Source organism: Serratia sp. KG1D, from assembly GCF_037150675.1.
GTDB classification, from domain to species: Bacteria; Pseudomonadota; Gammaproteobacteria; order Enterobacterales; family Enterobacteriaceae; genus Serratia; species Serratia nematodiphila.
This window is the reverse complement of sequence record NZ_JBAGIH010000001.1, coordinates 858,393-876,608: the sequence shown is the minus strand read 5'-3', so window position 1 is coordinate 876,608 and position 18,216 is coordinate 858,393. Positions and strand designations below refer to the sequence as shown.

Here is an 18,216-nt window from a genome sequence, read left to right as displayed (position 1 = left end):
AGTTAGAAATCCACAATCAAAGGTAGGTGTACAATGACCGAACTTAACGAGAAATTAGCCAACGCTTGGGAAGGTTTCAGCAAGGGTGACTGGCAGAATGAAGTCAACGTTCGTGACTTCATCCAGAAAAACTACACGCCTTATGAGGGTGACGAATCCTTCCTGGCTGGCGCTACTCAAGCCACCACCACCTTGTGGGACAAGGTTATGGAAGGGATCAAACTGGAAAACCGCACTCATGCGCCGGTTGATTTCGACACCAACGTTGCTTCAACCATCGTTTCTCACGACGCGGGTTACATCGCCAAAGAGCTGGAAACCATCGTGGGTCTGCAGACCGACGCCCCTCTGAAACGCGCGCTGATCCCGTTCGGCGGCATCAAAATGGTCGAAGGTTCGTGCAAAGTGTACGGCCGCGAACTGGATCCGCAGCTGAAAAAAGTGTTCACCGAATACCGCAAAACCCACAACCAGGGCGTATTCGACGTTTACACCAAAGACATCCTGAACTGCCGTAAATCCGGCGTGCTGACCGGTCTGCCGGACGCCTACGGCCGCGGCCGCATCATCGGCGACTACCGCCGCGTGGCGCTGTACGGTATCGACTTCCTGATGGCCGACAAGCTGAACCAGTTCAAATCGCTGCAGGAAAAACTGGAAAACGGCGAAGATCTGGAAATGACCATCCAGCTGCGCGAAGAGATCGCTGAACAGCATCGCGCTCTGGCTCAGATCAAAGAGATGGCCGCCAAATACGGTTACGACATCTCCGGCCCAGCCACCAGCGCGCAAGAAGCGGTGCAGTGGACCTACTTCGGCTACCTGGCCGCGGTGAAATCCCAGAACGGCGCCGCCATGTCCTTCGGCCGCGTGTCCACCTTCCTCGACGTGTTCATCGAGCGCGACATCAAGGCGGGCAAACTGACCGAAGAACAAGCGCAGGAGCTGATCGACCACCTGGTGATGAAACTGCGTATGGTGCGCTTCCTGCGTACCCCTGAGTACGATGAGCTGTTCTCCGGCGACCCAATCTGGGCGACTGAGTCCCTGGCCGGTATGGGCGTCGACGGCCGTACCCTGGTCACCAAAAACAGCTTCCGCTTCCTGAATACCCTGTACACCATGGGGCCGTCTCCGGAACCGAACATGACCATCCTGTGGTCTGAGAAGCTGCCGCTGAACTTCAAGAAATTCGCGGCGAAAGTGTCCATCGACACCTCTTCCGTACAGTACGAAAACGACGACCTGATGCGCCCTGACTTCAACAACGATGACTATGCCATCGCTTGCTGCGTCAGCCCGATGATCGTCGGCAAACAAATGCAGTTCTTCGGCGCCCGCGCCAACCTGGCGAAAACCATGCTGTACGCCATCAACGGCGGCGTTGACGAAAAACTGAAACTGCAGGTCGGCCCGAAAGAAGCGCCGATGATGGACGAAGTGCTGGACTATGACAAAGTCATGGCGCGCATGGACCACTTTATGGATTGGCTGGCCAAGCAGTACGTGACCGCGCTGAACATCATTCACTACATGCACGACAAGTACAGCTACGAAGCTGCGCTGATGGCGCTGCATGACCGTGACGTTTATCGCACCATGGCTTGCGGCATCGCCGGTCTGTCCGTGGCGGCCGACTCCCTGTCCGCCATCAAGTACGCGAAAGTCACCACCATTCGCGACGAAGACGGCCTGGCTATCGACTTCAAAGTGGAAGGCGAGTATCCGCAGTTCGGTAACAACGACGCCCGCGTCGATGACATCGCCTGCGACCTGGTTGAGCGTTTCATGAAGAAAATTCAGAAACTGCGCACCTACCGCAACGCGGTACCGACCCAGTCCGTACTGACCATCACCTCCAACGTGGTGTACGGTAAGAAAACCGGTAACACCCCGGATGGCCGCCGCGCCGGCGCACCATTCGGCCCAGGCGCCAACCCGATGCACGGCCGCGACCAGAAAGGCGCAGTAGCCTCCCTGACCTCGGTAGCCAAACTGCCGTTTGCCTACGCGAAAGACGGGATCTCCTACACCTTCTCCATCGTGCCTAACGCGCTGGGTAAAGACGACGACGTGCGTAAAGCCAACCTGGCGGGCCTGATGGATGGTTACTTCCACCATGAAGCCTCCATCGAAGGCGGCCAGCACCTGAACGTCAACGTAATGAACCGCGAAATGCTGCTGGACGCGATGGAAAACCCTGAGAAATACCCTCAGCTGACCATCCGCGTCTCCGGTTACGCCGTGCGCTTCAACTCGCTGACCAAAGAGCAACAGCAGGACGTCATTACTCGTACCTTCACTCAAACGATGTAATGCGCCAGCCGGGCGGGAAACCGCTCGGTAGCAACGTCAGGGCCGGTTCTGCCGGCCCTTTTCTCCCACCGCTCTCCCCTGACTCTGTACGAGTCTGTTTTGCCGGACATCTATACTGAATGGATAGCCGGCAAAACAGTTATCCGGCAACTGACCGGCCGACAGGCATCATTACCCCCGGTGGCGGGCTCACTCCGCCACTGCATCGCAGATACCTGGCCGGCGGCCACGCGCCTATTTTTAGACTGCGTTTGACAGTCAATATTGGAGAAAACCCCGCAATGTCAGTAACTGGTCGCATCCACTCCTTCGAATCCTGCGGCACCGTCGACGGGCCAGGGATCCGCTTTATCGTCTTCTTCCAGGGCTGCCTGATGCGCTGCCTCTATTGCCATAACCGCGACACCTGGGATACCCACGGCGGCAAAGAAGTGACCGTCGAAGAGCTGATGAAAGACGCGGTGGCCTACCGCCACTTCATGAACGCTTCCGGCGGCGGCGTGACCGCATCCGGCGGCGAAGCGATCCTGCAGGCTGAATTCGTGCGCGACTGGTTCCGCGCCTGCCATGCCGAAGGCATCAATACCTGCCTGGATACCAACGGCTTCGTGCGCCGCTACGATCCGGTGATCGACGAGCTGCTGGACACCACCGATCTGGTGATGCTGGATCTGAAACAGATGAACGATGAGATCCATCAGAATCTGGTCGGCGTCTCCAACCATCGCACGCTGGAATTCGCCCGCTACCTGGCGAAACGCAACCAGCGCACCTGGATCCGCTACGTGGTGGTGCCGGGTTGGTCAGACGACGACAAATCGGCGCATCTGTTGGGCGAGTTCACCAAAGACATGACCAACATCGAGAAAATCGAGCTGCTGCCCTACCACGAACTGGGCAAGCACAAATGGGTGGCGATGGGGGAAGAGTACAAGCTGGACGGCGTTCATCCGCCGAAGGCCGAGACCATGGATCGCGTCAAAGGCATCCTGGAAAGCTACGGCCACAAAGTGATCTACTGATTGGCGCGCGCCACAAGAAAAAACCGGCTCATGGCCGGTTTTTTTATGCTCAGGCGGCGGCGAACGGCGTATGGTGGCGATCCGGTTTCTGCTTCTTCAGCAGCATCAGCAGGTAAACCAGCGCCACGGCGGCGATCATCACGAACAGCACGCGGTCAGAGTAGTTCTGCATCAGCAGCGCCGTCATCGATGGGCCCAGCAGGCTGCCGATGGTGTAACTCATCAGCAGCGCCTGGTTCATCGCCACCAGCTCGTGCGGCATCGCCTTCTCACAGGCCCAGGACATCGCCACCGGATACAGGGTAAAGCCGGCGCAGCCGAGGATGAACAGCGAAGGCGCCATGGCGTAGTTGCCGAGCATCGCCACGCTGGCGAGGATCACCACGAACACCTGAATGCGCAGCACCAGCAGGCGCCCGTAACGATCGGCCAGGCGCCCGACTGGCCATTGGCCGACGATGCCGGAGCTGACCAGCAGCGCCATCCAGTAGCCGACGTTGGCATCGCTCATGCCCTGATGGGAGAGATACAGCGGCATCAGGCCGTACAGCGAACCGAGCACGATGCCGGAGATGATGCAGCCGTTGATGCCGAGGCGCGCGCTGCGGCGTCTCAGCATCGACCACACCGCCGCCTGCTGCGGCTCGTCTTCATGGCGGTTGACCCGCGCGAACAGCATCGGCAGCATGGCGCTGATCACGATGGCGGTCACCCACGGCACCACGTGCAGCAATTCGGTCGAGGTCATGCTCAACAGCAATTGGCCGGTCACCGTCCCGAGGTAATAGACAATCATATAGGCCGCCAGCAGCTGGCCGCGGTTGCTGAGATTACCGCTGCGCAGCAGCGCGCTTTCCACAATCACCCAAATCCAGGCGCAACCGACGCCGGCGAAGAAGCGCCAGCCCAGCCAGCTCCAGAAATCGATCGACAGCACCATGCCGGCGGTCGCGGCGGCGAACAACAAACAGGAGAGATGGTAGCTGCGGGTGAAGCCGACGCGCTGGATCAGTTTGCCCGCCACCAACGTGCCCAACAGGTTGCCGCTGAAATAGGAGGAGCTGACCATTCCCACTTGCCAGGTCGACAGCTGAGCATGGGTTAACCAAAGAGGCACTAACGTATTCAAAACGGCAATGGATACCGTGAGCAACAACAGGCCGCAGAGCAACAGGAGCACTGGGCGGGAGTATGCGGACATAGTGAAATTGTGACCGAACGCGCAATGAGAGTGCGCGCATCATGCCACTGGCGATAAAAAAGTCAATCGCCTCTTATCATTCCAGCGCACGATTTGTTTCCGACCAAACGACCGAAAAAGCGTTATGCTCAGCGCAGAGCGGATTTCACGACGGAGAAGCAAGATGAGTCAGGCAAATAATGCGGCGGTCGAGACCTTGCTGGCGGACATCGGCAGCACGCACGGCGAGCTGCTGGAGATCGTACAACAGGTGCGCCGGGTCGCCGCGGCGAGCGGCAGTGGCGTCACCGAATCGGTCAAATACGGCGGCATCATGTTCTCGCATACTCAATTTTTCTGCGGCGTTTTCGCCTACCGCAATCACGTCACGGTGGAATTCGGCCAAGGGCACCGACTGGAAGATCGCTATCAGCAACTTGAAGGCAACGGCCAATATCGGCGGCACATCAAGCTTCACTCGCCCGCCGAAGTGAAAAGCAAGCACCTGGCGGACTACATTAAACAAGCCTACGCGCTGGCGACAGACTGAATTTCCGACATAAAAAAAGCGCCCGCAGGCGCTTTTTTCAAATGCTTTGCCGTTTAACCGATGTATTCCAGGCCGCCCATATAAGGACGCAGCACTTCAGGCACCTGAATGCGGCCGTCGGCCTGCTGGTAGTTTTCCAGCACCGCCACCAGCGTACGGCCGACCGCCAGGCCGGAACCGTTCAGCGTGTGAACCAGACGCGGTTTCTTGTCGGCCTTGCTGCGGCAGCGCGCCTGCATGCGACGCGCCTGGAAGTCCCACATGTTGGAGCAGGACGAGATCTCGCGGTAGGTGTTCTGCGCCGGCAGCCACACTTCCAGATCGTAAGTCTTGCACGCGCCGAAGCCCATGTCGCCGGTGCACAGCAGCACCTTGCGGTAAGGCAGGTTCAGCAACTGCAGCACTTTTTCCGCGTGGCCGGTCAGCTCTTCCAGGGCATCCATCGAATCTTCCGGACGGACGATCTGCACCATTTCAACCTTGTCGAACTGGTGCATACGGATCAAACCTCGGGTGTCGCGGCCGTAAGAACCGGCTTCCGCACGGAAGCATGGCGTGTGTGCGGTCATCTTCAGCGGCAGAGATTCCTCTTCCACGATCTCGTCGCGCACCAGGTTGGTCAGCGGCACTTCCGCCGTTGGGATCAACGCGTAGTTGCTGCTGTCGGCTTCTTCTTCCAGCGGGCGGGTATGGAACAGATCTTCGCCGAACTTCGGCAGCTGGCCGGTGCCATACAGCGTGGCGTGGTTGACCAGATAAGGCACGTAGGCCTCCAGATAGCCATGCTGCTCGGTGTGCAGATCCAGCATGAACTGGGACAGCGCGCGGTGCATGCGGGCGATTTGCCCTTTCATCACCACGAAGCGTGAACCGGTCAGCTTAACTGCGGCGGCAAAATCCAGCCCGCCGGCCATTTCGCCCAGATCGACATGATCACGCACCGCGAAGTCGTATTGGCGCGGTTCACCCCAGCGGGTGACTTCCAGGTTTTCGCTGTCGTCTTTACCATCCGGCACCGCGTCGTCCGGCAGGTTAGGCAGCGTCAGAGCGTAATCGCGGATCTCGCTCTGCAGCGCATCCAGCGCCGCCTTGGCGGCATCCAGCTTGTCACCCAGCTCGTTCACTTCGCGACGCAGCGGCTCGATGTCTTCCCCACGCGCTTTGGCCGCGCCGATGGATTTCGATCGGGAGTTGCGTTCCGCTTGCAGCGTTTCAGTTTCTACCTGCAGAACTTTGCGGCGTTCTTCCTGCGAACGCAGCAGATCCAGATCGAGTTTAAAACCTCGGCGAGCCAGTTTGACGGCGACTGCGTCTAGCTCATTACGCAGCAGATTGGGATCGAGCATGCTAATCCTGTGCTTGTTGTTATTGAAAGAAGTGTTGTTGTTCTATGCGGCTGATTTATAGCCGCATAAAAGAAGAGTGATACCCGCTAACCTTACCGCAACGGCCACGCTAGCGGTAGCGTTTTGTCGGGCTATTTTGATCCTGCTCAGCCAGCCATGCCAACTTTTCGCCGATTTTCCCTTCCAGCCCGCGCGAGGTCGGTTGGTAGTAGCGCGTATGGGCCATTTCGGGCGGGAAATAGTTCTCGCCGGCGGCGTAGGCGTTGGGTTCGTCGTGGGCGTAACGGTATTCCGCCCCCAGCCCCATCTCCTTCATCAGCTTGGTCGGCGCGTTGCGCAGGTGCTCCGGCACGTCATAATCGGCCTGCTCTTTGGCATCGCGCATGGCGGCCTTGAACGCGGTGTAAACCGCATTGCTTTTCGGCGCGCAGGCCAGGTAAACAATCGCCTGCGCGATGGCGCGTTCGCCCTCGGCCGGCCCCACGCGGGTGAAGCAATCCCAGGCGGCGATCGCCACCTGCATGCCGCGCGGATCGGCGTTGCCCACGTCTTCAGAGGCAATCGCCAACAGACGGCGCGCCACATAGAGCGGATCGCCGCCGGCGGTAATGATGCGCGCATACCAGTACAGCGCGGCGTCCGGCGCCGAACCGCGCACTGATTTATGCAGCGCGGAAATCAGGTCGTAATAACGATCGCCCTTGTTGTCGAAGCGCGCGCTGCGCTCGCCCGACACCTCTTTCAGCAGCTGCGGCGTCAGCACCCGCACGCCTTTGGCATCGATCTCCGCCATGTCCGCCATCATTTCCAGGCTGTTCAGCGCCCGGCGCGCATCGCCGCCCACCAACTCCGACAGCAGGCGGCGCGTTTCCGCGGGCAGCTCGACGTTCTGATTGCCAAAGCCGCGCGCCTTGTCGCTCATCGCCTGATCCAGCACCTGGCCGATATCTTCGGCGGTCAGCGCCTTCAGCAGGTAAACGCGGGCGCGGGACAACAGCGCCGAGTTCAGTTCGAACGACGGGTTTTCGGTGGTGGCGCCGATAAAGGTGATGGTGCCGTCTTCGATATGTGGCAGGAAAGCGTCCTGCTGGCTTTTGTTAAAGCGGTGCACTTCGTCGACGAACAGGATGGTGCGGCGGCCGGCGTCGCGGTTTTGCCGCGCCCGCTCAATCGCCTCGCGGATCTCCTTGATGCCGGAGGTCACGGCGGAGATCCGTTCGACATCCGCCTGGCCATAACGGCCGATCAGCTCTGCCAGCGTCGTCTTCCCGGTGCCCGGCGGCCCCCATAAAATCATCGAGTGCAGTTGCCCGGCCTCAATGGCGCGCGGCAGCGGCTTGCCGGCGGCCAGCAGGTGTTGCTGGCCGATATACTGCGCCAGCGTGGTCGGCCGCATGCGCGCGGCCAACGGCTGGAACTCGTTCTGGGAAAAATCGAGCGACAGATTATTACTCACTTGCACCTCACTGGCGCTGGTCGTCCAGCGTCACCCCCTTCGGCGGGGTAAATTTGAATTTGGCCGGATCGGCGGCGACGTTCTGCTGGCTTTTCAGCGTATAAGCACTACGCTGGCCATCCTGCTCCACCGCGGCGAAGCTGCGGATGGTGCCGCTGTTGGTCACGCTGATGGCGAATTGCTTCAGGTTGCCGCTGGCGGATTTCGGCGTTAATTCAAAATCATCGCCCTTTTGCTTCACGTTGTACTGTTTCCAGTCGCTGGCATTATTGCGGGTGATCAGCATAAACGGCGTATTGCCGGTGGCGTTCTTCAACCAGGTCGCCGTCACCTGCTCGACGAACGGGTTGTAAAACCACAGGGTTTGGCCATCGGAGACCAGCACGCTCTCATCGGGTGAGGTCATGTGCCAGTTGAACAGGTTCGGCCGCTTCACCCACAGCTCGCCTTCACCCTGTTGCACCGCGGCGCCTTCGGCGCTGGTCACGGTTTGCGAGAAGCTGGCGTGGAAACTGTTCACCTTCGCCAGGCGACTTTGCAGATCCTGTGCGGCATCGGCCAGCACGGAGGTAGAAGCGAATCCCGAGAGCAGACAGCAGGCAACTAACAGTTTTTTCATTATTCCAGATACCTTATGAAATGCGTTAACCGCAGGGCGACGCCGTGCGGGTCAATCAACCCTTTACTCCCGTTACTTTACCTGAAGCCGGCGATCGGCCGGTAGGCCAATGTTCCGAGAAGAAACGGGTTTACGCTTCTTTGCACAAGGGCCGCTTAAGCGGCCCTTTCTTATTGAATTGCAATGGCTAAACGACCATCAATCGTGCCGCGGCGGCGCCAGCACCTCGCGGTTGCCGTTATGCCCCTGCTCACTGACGATGCCCTGCGCCTCCATCTGTTCGATGATGCGCGCCGCGCGGTTGTAGCCGATACGGAACTGGCGCTGTACGCCGGAGATGGAGGCGCGGCGTTTATCCACCACGAAATCCACCGCCTGGTCAAACAGCGGATCCAGCTCTTCGTCACCGTCCATACCGCCGCCGGCACCGCCCTCGCCGTCTTCACCGCCGCTGAGAATGCCCTCTTTATATTGGGGCCGCTCGCGCGCTTTCCAATCCTTGACCACCGCATGCACTTCCTGATCGCGCACGAATGCGCCATGTACGCGCACCGGGATCGAGGAGTTCGGCGCCAGATAAAGCATGTCCCCCATGCCCAGCAAGGACTCGGCGCCCCCCTGATCGAGGATGGTGCGAGAGTCGATCTTGCTCGACACGGTAAAGGCGATACGCGTCGGGATGTTGGCCTTGATAAGACCCGTGATCACATCCACCGACGGACGCTGGGTCGCCAGCACCAGATGGATGCCCGCCGCACGCGCTTTCTGCGCCAGGCGAGCGATCAACTCTTCGACCTTCTTGCCCACCGTCATGATCAGATCGGCGAATTCGTCGACCATCACCACGATGTACGGCTCTTTCTCCAGCACCGGCGGCGTGATGTCCATGCTGTCGGTCGGCTTCCAGAATGGATCCGGGATCGGACGCCCCATCGCTTCGGCCTGATCAACGCGCTCGTTGTAGCCGGCCAGGTTACGCACGCCCAGGGCAGACATCAGCTTGTAGCGGCGTTCCATTTCACCCACGCACCAGCGCAGCGCGTTGGCGGCGTCTTTCATGTCGGTGACCACGTCGGTCAACAGGTGTGGAATGCCTTCGTAAACCGACAGTTCCAGCATTTTCGGGTCGATCATGATAAAGCGCACTTCTTTCGGCGTGGCCTTATACAAGATGCTCAGGATCATGGCGTTGACCCCGACCGACTTACCGGAACCAGTGGTACCGGCGACCAGCAAGTGCGGCATTTTGCCCAGATCGGCCACGACCGGTTCGCCGGAGATGTCTTTACCCAATACGATGGACAGCGGCGACGGATTGTCACGGAAAGCCGGGCAATCCAGCACTTCACGCAGATACACCGTTTGCCGTTTGGCGTTCGGCAGCTCCAGACCGACATAAGGCTTGCCGGGGATCACTTCCACCACGCGCACCGCCGAAGTCGACAGCGAGCGCGCCAGATCGCGCGACAGGTTGGAAATGCGCGCCGCTTTAACGCCCGGCGCCAGATCCAGCTCGAAGCGGGTGATGACCGGCCCCGGCAGGATGTCCACCACGTCGGCTTTCACTCGGTAATCGGCCAGGCTGGCCTCCACCAGGCGCGCCTTCTGTTCCAGCGCGAAGGAATCGACCGGCTCCACCTCTTTCGGCGCTTCGGTCAACAGATCCAGCGTCGGCAGCGGCGTGGTCGGCTTCTGCAGCGGCTGATCGTTGCGCATCAGGAACGGGTGAATCAGGCTGTCCATCGCAGGATGTTGCTCTGCCTGAGCTTGCTGAGGCTGCTGCTGCGACGGCTGTTGATATTGCTGTTGCTGCGGCTGCTGATATTGCTGCTGCGACGGCTGTTGATGCTGCTGTTGCTGCGGCTGTTGGTATTGTTGAGGCGGCTGATGCGATTGCTGAGGTTGAGCCGCAGGCGCCACAGGCTCAAACTGACCGAACGGCACATCGTCCTCTTGCTCGCTTTGCTGTTCAATGCGCTCTTCAAGCTGCGGGGACAGCGTGAACATTGGCTCGCTCGGGCCATCGTCCACCAGATCCGCCATCGGCGAGAAGCTGAAAGCATTGCGGGTATCGATCGGGCTGGCGGCCGGCACCTGCGGAGCAGATGCTTGCTGGCCGTAGCGCGCCTGCTGCTGCTCGGCAAACGCCTGGCGCAGCGCGGCCTCTTGCTGCGCCTCTTCGTCGTCCTGTTGATAGCCTTCGCCGTAGCGTTGGTGCTGCTGCTCGGCAAACGCCTTGCTCAGCTCGGCTTCCTGCAATGCGCTCTCGTCATCTTGTTGCTCAGGCGCGTAGCTTTCGCCATAGCGCTGGCTTTGCTGCTCGGCAAACGCCTGACGCAGCGCGGCTTCCTGTAGCGCCTCTTCTTCCTGCGGGTTCACCGCCGCCGGCTGCTGAGGCTCCGCCTCTGTCTGGCGCTGCTCCTGTTCGGCCGCACGCTGCGAAGGCAGCTTGATGCCGTAGGAAGCCAGTTCGCGACGGGTCGGGATGCGCACCGGATTCGGCCGCGGCAGTTCAGGGCCGATGCCCTGCTTAACCTGCGGATTGTCGTCGCTGGTCGCCGTAAAGGCCGGCATAAAGGTCGCCGCCGCGGCACCTGCAGCAGCAGCGGCTGCCGCCGTATCCGGCTGCGGTTTGGCGCCGGTGGCGCTGAAACCGCTCGAACTGCCGATGTCGACGCTGTCACGCTGTGCGGCGGTAAAATCAAAGGGAGAACGCGCCGGCGGCTGCGGCGCGGCCGGCTCTTGCCAGTTGCCGAGGCGCGGCTCATCGTCATCCTGATAAGGATCGACAGGACGCGTCGCCTTAGGCGCAGGCGTTTCTTCCGGGATCTCGAAGGAATACAGCGGCGGCGTAGCGTCTTGCGCCGGGGCGCTCACCGGGTGCTGATTGACAGAGGCCGGCGCGGCCGGCGCCACCGTCACCGACGGCGCCTGTGTGGCGATCGGCGCGGCAACGGGCTCGTGGATCTCTGCCTTCACCGCCGGTGCAGGCGAAGCCGCCGGCGCGATGGATGCGGCTTCTGCTTCAAGCTCGCCATCGTCGGCGCGCAGGCCGCTGAGCAACGGATCGGCGGCGTCTTCCGCCGCCGCTTTGGCGCTTTCGGTGACCGAAGGCGCGGAGAACAGCACGTCGTCATCGGCGGCCGCGGCTCCGGCGGCGGTCGCGGCAACCGCTACGGCGGCGCCCTTCCCTGCCTGCTCAGGCTCGTCGTCGACGTAACGCTCGTCATCCTCAAAATAACGCTCTTCGCGACGTGAGCGATTGGTCATCACCGTCGCGACGCCCAGCACCGCCCCGCCGATCTTCTCGGCGATCACCAGCCAGGACCAGCCGGTAAACAGCGTCAACCCCGCCGCCCATACGCACAGCAGCGCCAGCGTAGCGCCGATGCCGTTGAACCACGGCAACATGGCGTTGCTCAGCAGGCTGCCGATCACGCCGCCGGAAGCGAAGTAATAGAGATCGTCGACGTTCAGCGCCGCCAGCCCGCAGGAGGTGAGCACTAACGCCAGGGTGCCGATCAGGCGCAGGGAAAGCGCGAAATAGTCGATGTAGTCTCTGTTGCTGCGTTGGCGATAAGCCGCCCAGCACAGGAGCAGCATGATCGGCGGTATCGCGTAGGCGAGCACCCCGAAGGTGAAGAACAGCGTATCGGCCAACCAGGCCCCGACACCGCCGCCCAGATTGTGAATCGGCTCATGCCACGCGGTCTGCGACCAGCTTGGGTCAGACGGATTGAAACTGACCAACGCAGCCATGAGGTAAACGGCAAAAATCGCTACCACGATAAGCACAGCTTCCAGCAAACGCCGGCCACTGCTGAGTCTTTTCAGGGTAACTTCTTTATCTTCTGTATATTCCTGGCTCAAGAAAGGCTCTCCAGGTTCCTGTTAGCTGACATAGCAACAGCGCCGAGAAACTGCCCCGGCGCCGAAACTGTATGAATAAACAGGAGTGTAACCAATTTAATCAGGTTTTGCACCTGCACCTTACCGTGTTTTGATAACCAGACGGTTACTCTGTTTCACTTCTTCCATCACTACGTAGGTACGGGTGTCGTTAACCCCCGGCAAACGCAGCAAGGTTTCGCCCAGCAATTTGCGGTAAGCCGACATGTCCGGTACGCGGGTTTTCAACAGGTAGTCGAAATCGCCGGAAACCAGATGACACTCCTGAATCTCTTCAAGCTTCTGCACTGCCGAGTTGAATTGCTCAAACACATCCGGCGCGCCGCGGTTCAGCGTGATCTCCACGAAAACCAGCAGGGACGCATCCAGATAATGCGGGTTAAGCAATGCGGTATAGCCATGAATGAAACCCTGGCGCTCGAGACGGCGCACGCGTTCCAAACATGGTGTCGGGGATAACCCCACGCGCTTCGAAAGCTCGACGTTCGAAATACGCCCATCCTTCTGCAGCTCATTCAGGATGTTGCGGTCGATACGGTCAAGATCTTTACCCGGGCGTTTCTTGTTGTCTGCCATTATTATTGTCTCTCTTATTTTCTTCCGTGCACTTGCCACACCCTAGCCAACGTCAATGTGTAAGGGTTCGTTCCAAGCGAAGACCCGATGCCTGTCATATGCTTCTTCACTACCATCATTCCACGCCGCGCAGCCTGTCTGTCCAACCCCGCGCGATGCAGGTAACGACGTTTAGGTCGAGAAAAAATCAGCAAACGCTTGCGCGCTCTGCTCCGCACACCCATCGCGCATTGCCGCCTCGCGGCGCAAATACGTACGATTTGCTGGTGTTACGGGGATAATTTCTTCTTCCTATGATGTTTTCGCAAATGCGCAGCGGATTGTCAAAGTAAAAGAAGCAAAATCAGAACAACGTACCGTCACGAAAAGTCTGCATCCCATTTTTGGTTATGAATCGCTGGCAGATAAACCCCGGCGGGGAGCGGCTGAAGTCGCAGAATGCGCCGTTTTTGCGCGGTTGGCGATTCAGCGGCCGAATGCGGCTTTGATAAGGTAAATTTCTGCGTTCGGCGTACGATTTGCCGACAGCGGGTGCATTAATAGGCGACAACTATCATACAAATCGTTAACAACGTCGCCCGGCGCTTTTTTTACTGCGCCATTTTCCCTACAATCGGCTTCATTGTCCGCCATTGTGGAATAAAGAGGTTATTCATGGGCACGGCTAAACATAGCAAATTACTGATTCTGGGCTCCGGCCCGGCCGGTTACACCGCCGCCGTCTACGCGGCGCGCGCCAACCTGAATCCGGTGCTGATCACCGGTCTGGAGCAAGGCGGCCAGCTGACCACCACCACCGAAGTGGAAAACTGGCCGGGCGACGCCGAAGGCCTGACCGGCCCGGCGCTGATGGAGCGCATGCGCGAGCACGCGGAGAAGTTCCAGACTGAAATTGTCTTCGATCATATCAACAGCGTCGATCTGCAGCAGCGTCCGTTCCGCCTGTTCGGCGACAGTGGCGAATACAGCTGCGACGCGCTGATCATCGCGACCGGCGCCTCCGCCCGCTACCTTGGCCTGCCTTCCGAAGACGCCTTCAAGGGCAAAGGCGTTTCCGCCTGCGCGACCTGCGACGGTTTCTTCTACCGCAACCAGAAAGTCGCGGTGGTCGGCGGCGGCAACACCGCCGTTGAAGAAGCGCTGTACCTGTCCAACATCGCCGCCGAGGTTCACCTGATCCACCGTCGCGACAGCTTCCGCTCGGAGAAGATCCTGATCGACCGGCTGATGGAAAAAGTGAAAAGCGGCAACATCGTGCTGCACACCGACCATACGCTGGACGAAGTGCTGGGCGATGAAATGGGCGTGACCGGCGTGCGCATCCGCAGCACCAAAGCGGAAAACGAAACCCGTGAACTGGAACTGGCCGGCGTGTTCATCGCTATCGGCCACAGCCCGAACACCGGCATCTTCGGCGGCCAGCTGGAGCTGGAAAACGGCTACATCAAGGTACAGTCCGGCATTCACGGCAATGCGACCCAAACCACTATCCCCGGCGTCTTCGCCGCAGGCGACGTGATGGATCACGTCTACCGCCAGGCGATCACTTCCGCCGGCACCGGCTGTATGGCGGCGCTGGACGCAGAACGTTACCTAGACGGCATCGCCGGCGCAGAAGTCTGCTAAGACTTTCTCGTCATCAGCAAAAAGCGGCTCTCGGGCCGCTTTTTTTGTCTTCGCTCCTCAAGAGGATGCACGCCGATGCATAATCTTCTTCACTGGCGCCTGCTGGTTGCCGTCGCCGACAGCGGCACCATCACTCAGGCTGCCGCGCTCTGCGGTATGACGCAGTCTGCCGCCAGCCAGGCCATCGCTCAACTGGAGACAATGCTGAGCACCCGGCTTTTGGTTCGCCAACCGCACAATGTCGTCTTGACCCAAAGCGGCCTACAGATCGTCGCCCATGCCCGCACGATGTTGGAAGCACTGCGAGCCATTCAGCAGTGCGCGCAACAAGCCGGCAACGCGCACGCGGGCAAAATACGCCTGGCCAGTTTCCCGTCGGCATTCAGCAAGCTGTTACCGCCGCTGCTGCGCAAATTTCGCCGTCTGTACCCCAACATTGAGTTGATTACGCTCGAGGGCACCGACCACGAAGTGGAGAGCTGGTTAACATCGGCAACGGCAGACATCGGCGTGGTGCTCAATCCGGCGCCGGAGCGGCTGTGCTTCCCTTTGGGAGAGGATGCCTGGCTGGCGGTCGTGCCCAGCGCGCACTCGCTGGCGCGAGCGCGGCGGCCGGTGGCGCTGGATGCCCTGTTCCGGCTGCCTTTTATCCTGGCGACCGGCGGGTGTGATGTGAATGCGCAACGATTGGCGCAGCAGTCAGGTTTGGCGCTGGCCGATATCCGTGCCACCGTCAGCGATTGGCAAACGGCGTTGACGCTGGTCAGGGAGGGCACGGGCGTTGCGCTGATGCCCGCGTCCGTGATCCCGCCCGACGCGCTCGGGGTTTGCGCTCTGCCGCTCGTTGCGCCGATTTATCGCCGTTTCGGCCTCGCGTGCTCATCCGATGCGGCGGCCCAGCCCCCCGTCCAAACCCTGCTGAGTTACCTGCGAGAACAGGAGCAAGCTCAGGCCAGTCGCTGAGCTAATAGCGGCTTTCTGAAATTTCCATTTTTCCGCCGGTGCCCGCGTCGGCATGCTGTGGCAAGCGTTCTCATTGACCCACAAGGAAATAGCATGAAGCTGTATTTTGCTCCCGATGCCTGCTCGCTTGCCCCACATATCGTCCTGCGCGAATTAGCGCTCCCCTTCACCCTGATCAGGGTGAACAATCGCAGCAAGCGCTGCGCCGACGGTGAGGATTTCTATTGCATCAACCCCAAAGGTTACGTCGCCGCCCTGCTGCTGGACGACGGCAACGTGATCACCGAAGGCCCCGCCATCGTTCAATACCTCGCCGACCTGCGCCCAGAAAGCCAGCTGGCGCCGCCACCGACGGCCTTTGAGCGGGTACGGCTGCAGGAATGGCTTAATTTCATCACCAGCGAGATCCATGCCGGTGCCGCCCCTTTGTTCAATGACGCCCTGCCCGACGGCGCCAAGGCGTTGCTGCGCGACAAGTTGAGGCGGCGATTGGGTTATCTCGCGCAAGTTTTGGCACAACAAACCTATCTGTTGGGAGCACATTTTAGCGTCGCTGACGCTTATCTGTTTACCGTGTTGCGCTGGATGGCGCGCTTCGAGATTTCGCTGAGCGAGTGGCCGCCGCTCCAGCATTATGTGGCGCGGATCGCGGAGCGAGCGTCGGTGCGCGCCGCTCTGGAGGCCGAGGCCGCAAGTGAGGAAGTCAAATAGTCGGTAACGCGTCTGTTATAGCCACATTTGGCCGCTTTATTATTTTCAGTCTGCCGGGTGACGAGGTAACATGGGGCCTCGCTTGTTTGTCGCCGATTGCGCCAAACACTATTATTTAACAGTACGTTAACCCAGCCTGTAACAAACGGGCACCGGCGACGCAGACGCATATCTGATGAAAAAAACCAGACAGCAACAGTTAACCCGTTGGCTTAAAACCCAGAGTTCGTTGGCGCAGCGTTGGCTGCGCCTTTCCATGCTGTTGGGGCTGTTCAGCGGCCTGCTGATCGTGGCGCAGGCGTGGCTGCTGGCCAGCCTGCTGCACGCCCTGATCATCGAGCATACCCCACGCGAACAGCTGCTCCCTTCGTTTATCTGGCTGGCCGCCGCGTTCGCATTGCGGGCGCTGTTGAGCTGGCTGCGGGAGCGGGTCGGTTTCCAGTGTGGCCAGGTGATCCGTCAGCGCATGCGCCAGCAGGTGCTGGATAAGCTGCAGCAGCTCGGCCCGGCCTGGATCCAGGGCAAACCGGCGGGCAGTTGGGCCAGCATCATCGTCGAGCAGATCGAGGATATGCAGGACTATTACTCGCGCTATCTGCCGCAGATGTATCTGGCGGTCTTCATCCCGCTGCTGATCCTGATCGCCGTTTTCCCGATCAATTGGGCCGCCGGTTTGATTCTGTTGGCGACCGCGCCGCTGATCCCGCTGTTCATGGCGCTGGTCGGTATGGGGGCCGCCGACGCCAACCGCCGCAACTTCGTGGCACTGGCGCGATTGAGCGGCAACTTCCTCGACCGCCTGCGCGGCCTGGATACCCTGCGGCTGTTCGACCGCGCGCAGGCCGAAACCGCGCAGATCGCTAAGTCCTCCGAAGACTTCCGCAGCCGTACCATGGAAGTGCTGCGCATGGCCTTCCTCTCCTCCGGCGTGCTGGAGTTCTTCGCGTCGATCTCCATCGCCGTGGTGGCGGTGTACTTCGGTTTTTCCTACCTCGGCGAACTCAATTTCGGCAGCTACGGCCTCGGCGTAACGCTGTTTTCCGGTTTTCTGGTGCTGATTCTGGCGCCGGAGTTCTTCCAACCGCTGCGCGATCTCGGCACCTTCTACCATGCCAAGGCGCAGGCGGTCGGCGCGGCGGAAGCGCTGGAAACCTTCCTCAGCGCCGAAGGCGAGCAGATGGGCAACGGCACGCGGCAGCTGCCCGCCGATCAACCGCTGACGCTGCAGGCGAACGCGTTGGAAATCCTGTCGCCGAACGGCGTGCTGCTGGCCGGGCCGCTGAGTTTCACCCTGCAACCGCAACAGCGCGTGGCGCTGGTCGGGCTGAGCGGCGCCGGCAAAAGTTCGCTGCTCAATCTGCTGCTCGGCTTTCTGCCCTACCGTGGGTCGTTGACCGTCAACGGCGTCGAGCTGCGTGAACTGTCCGCAGAAAACTGGAGGCAACAGTTGAGCTGGGTAGGGCAAAACCCGCACCTGCCGGCGCAAACCTTGCGCGCCAATATTCTGCTGGGCTGCCCGCAGGCCGACGAAGCGCAGCTGCAGCAGGCGGTGGAGCTCGCCTACGTCAGCGAACTGTTACCGTATCTGCCGCAGGGGCTCGACACCGAAGTGGGCGATAACGCCGCCCGCCTGTCGGTCGGCCAGGCGCAGCGCGTGGCGGTCGCCCGGGCGCTGATCGGCCCGCGCCGCTTGCTGCTGCTGGATGAACCGGCCGCCAGCCTCGATGCCCATAGCGAACAACGGGTGATGCAGGCGTTGAATGCCGCTTCGCATCAGCAAACCACCCTGCTGGTGACGCACCAGTTGGAAGATACCGAAGACTACGATCAGATTTGGGTGATGGATAACGGGCGCATCGTGCAACAGGGCGATTACGCCACCCTCAGCGCCCAGCCGGGCCTGTTCGCCACTCTTATCGCCCACCGCCGCGGGGAGCTTTAA

Annotated in this window: 13 protein-coding genes; 7 read left to right on the top strand and 6 right to left on the bottom strand. The window is 60.3% G+C overall.

Translation table 11 applies throughout. The features are described from left to right. Nucleotides 1-33 precede the first annotated feature (33 nt). Both pflB and pflA read left to right on the top strand, forming a co-directional pair. Nucleotides 34-2,316, top strand: coding sequence for a formate C-acetyltransferase (pflB, locus tag WFM45_RS04255; protein ID WP_033633448.1), 2,283 nt, complete (start codon nucleotides 34-36; stop codon nucleotides 2,314-2,316). A 281-nt stretch (nucleotides 2,317-2,597) separates the two neighbouring features. Beyond that, complete coding sequence (gene pflA, locus WFM45_RS04250) at nucleotides 2,598-3,338, top strand: pyruvate formate lyase 1-activating protein (protein ID WP_015377324.1); 741 nt, start codon at nucleotides 2,598-2,600, stop codon at nucleotides 3,336-3,338. Nucleotides 3,339-3,387: 49 nt separating this feature from the next. Here the strand turns inward: pflA and WFM45_RS04245 are convergent, their stop codons facing one another. Continuing rightward, nucleotides 3,388-4,539 carry an MFS transporter gene (locus tag WFM45_RS04245; protein ID WP_085336387.1) on the bottom strand — a complete coding sequence of 384 codons (1,152 nt, stop codon included), beginning with the start codon at nucleotides 4,537-4,539 and terminating at the stop codon, nucleotides 3,388-3,390. Between the two features lie 163 nt (nucleotides 4,540-4,702). Here WFM45_RS04245 and WFM45_RS04240 point away from each other — a divergent pair, with 163 nt between their 5' ends. Then, nucleotides 4,703-5,068 (top strand): DUF1801 domain-containing protein, encoded by a 366-nt coding sequence (locus WFM45_RS04240; protein ID WP_085336388.1) that lies wholly within the window; start codon nucleotides 4,703-4,705, stop codon nucleotides 5,066-5,068. A 53-nt stretch (nucleotides 5,069-5,121) separates the two neighbouring features. Here the strand turns inward: WFM45_RS04240 and serS are convergent, their stop codons facing one another. The 5 genes from serS to lrp form a co-directional block, all read right to left on the bottom strand. Beyond that, nucleotides 5,122-6,414, bottom strand: a complete 1,293-nt coding sequence (gene serS, locus WFM45_RS04235; RefSeq protein WP_004928296.1) for a serine--tRNA ligase — start codon at nucleotides 6,412-6,414, stop codon at nucleotides 5,122-5,124. A gap of 109 nt (nucleotides 6,415-6,523) precedes the next feature. Continuing rightward, nucleotides 6,524-7,810, bottom strand: a complete 1,287-nt coding sequence (locus tag WFM45_RS04230) for a replication-associated recombination protein A (protein WP_336955685.1) — start codon at nucleotides 7,808-7,810, stop codon at nucleotides 6,524-6,526. Between the two features lie 67 nt (nucleotides 7,811-7,877). Next, a complete protein-coding gene (gene lolA, locus WFM45_RS04225; RefSeq protein WP_015377319.1) occupies nucleotides 7,878-8,489 on the bottom strand; it encodes an outer membrane lipoprotein chaperone LolA in 612 nt (203 codons plus the stop codon). A gap of 198 nt (nucleotides 8,490-8,687) precedes the next feature. Next, nucleotides 8,688-12,359: a DNA translocase FtsK 4TM domain-containing protein gene (locus tag WFM45_RS04220; protein ID WP_336954756.1), complete on the bottom strand. Its 3,672-nt coding sequence runs from the start codon at nucleotides 12,357-12,359 to the stop codon at nucleotides 8,688-8,690. A gap of 120 nt (nucleotides 12,360-12,479) precedes the next feature. Further along, the gene (lrp, locus tag WFM45_RS04215; protein WP_004928318.1) at nucleotides 12,480-12,974 is read right to left on the bottom strand and encodes a leucine-responsive transcriptional regulator Lrp; all 495 of its coding nucleotides are present in this window, start codon (nucleotides 12,972-12,974) and stop codon (nucleotides 12,480-12,482) included. Nucleotides 12,975-13,628: 654 nt separating this feature from the next. Here lrp and trxB point away from each other — a divergent pair. The 4 genes from trxB to cydD all read left to right on the top strand — a co-directional run bounded on the left by trxB (nucleotide 13,629) and on the right by cydD (nucleotide 18,216). Further along, a complete protein-coding gene (gene trxB, locus WFM45_RS04210) occupies nucleotides 13,629-14,600 on the top strand; it encodes a thioredoxin-disulfide reductase (protein ID WP_004928321.1) in 972 nt (323 codons plus the stop codon). Between the two features lie 75 nt (nucleotides 14,601-14,675). Next, nucleotides 14,676-15,563 (top strand): LysR family transcriptional regulator, encoded by an 888-nt coding sequence (locus WFM45_RS04205; RefSeq protein ID WP_049278194.1) that lies wholly within the window; start codon nucleotides 14,676-14,678, stop codon nucleotides 15,561-15,563. A 93-nt stretch (nucleotides 15,564-15,656) separates the two neighbouring features. Continuing rightward, nucleotides 15,657-16,274: a glutathione transferase GstA gene (gene gstA / locus WFM45_RS04200; RefSeq protein ID WP_048322710.1), complete on the top strand. Its 618-nt coding sequence runs from the start codon at nucleotides 15,657-15,659 to the stop codon at nucleotides 16,272-16,274. Nucleotides 16,275-16,449: 175 nt separating this feature from the next. Next, a complete protein-coding gene (gene cydD, locus WFM45_RS04195; protein ID WP_049187476.1) occupies nucleotides 16,450-18,216 on the top strand; it encodes a heme ABC transporter permease/ATP-binding protein CydD in 1,767 nt (588 codons plus the stop codon).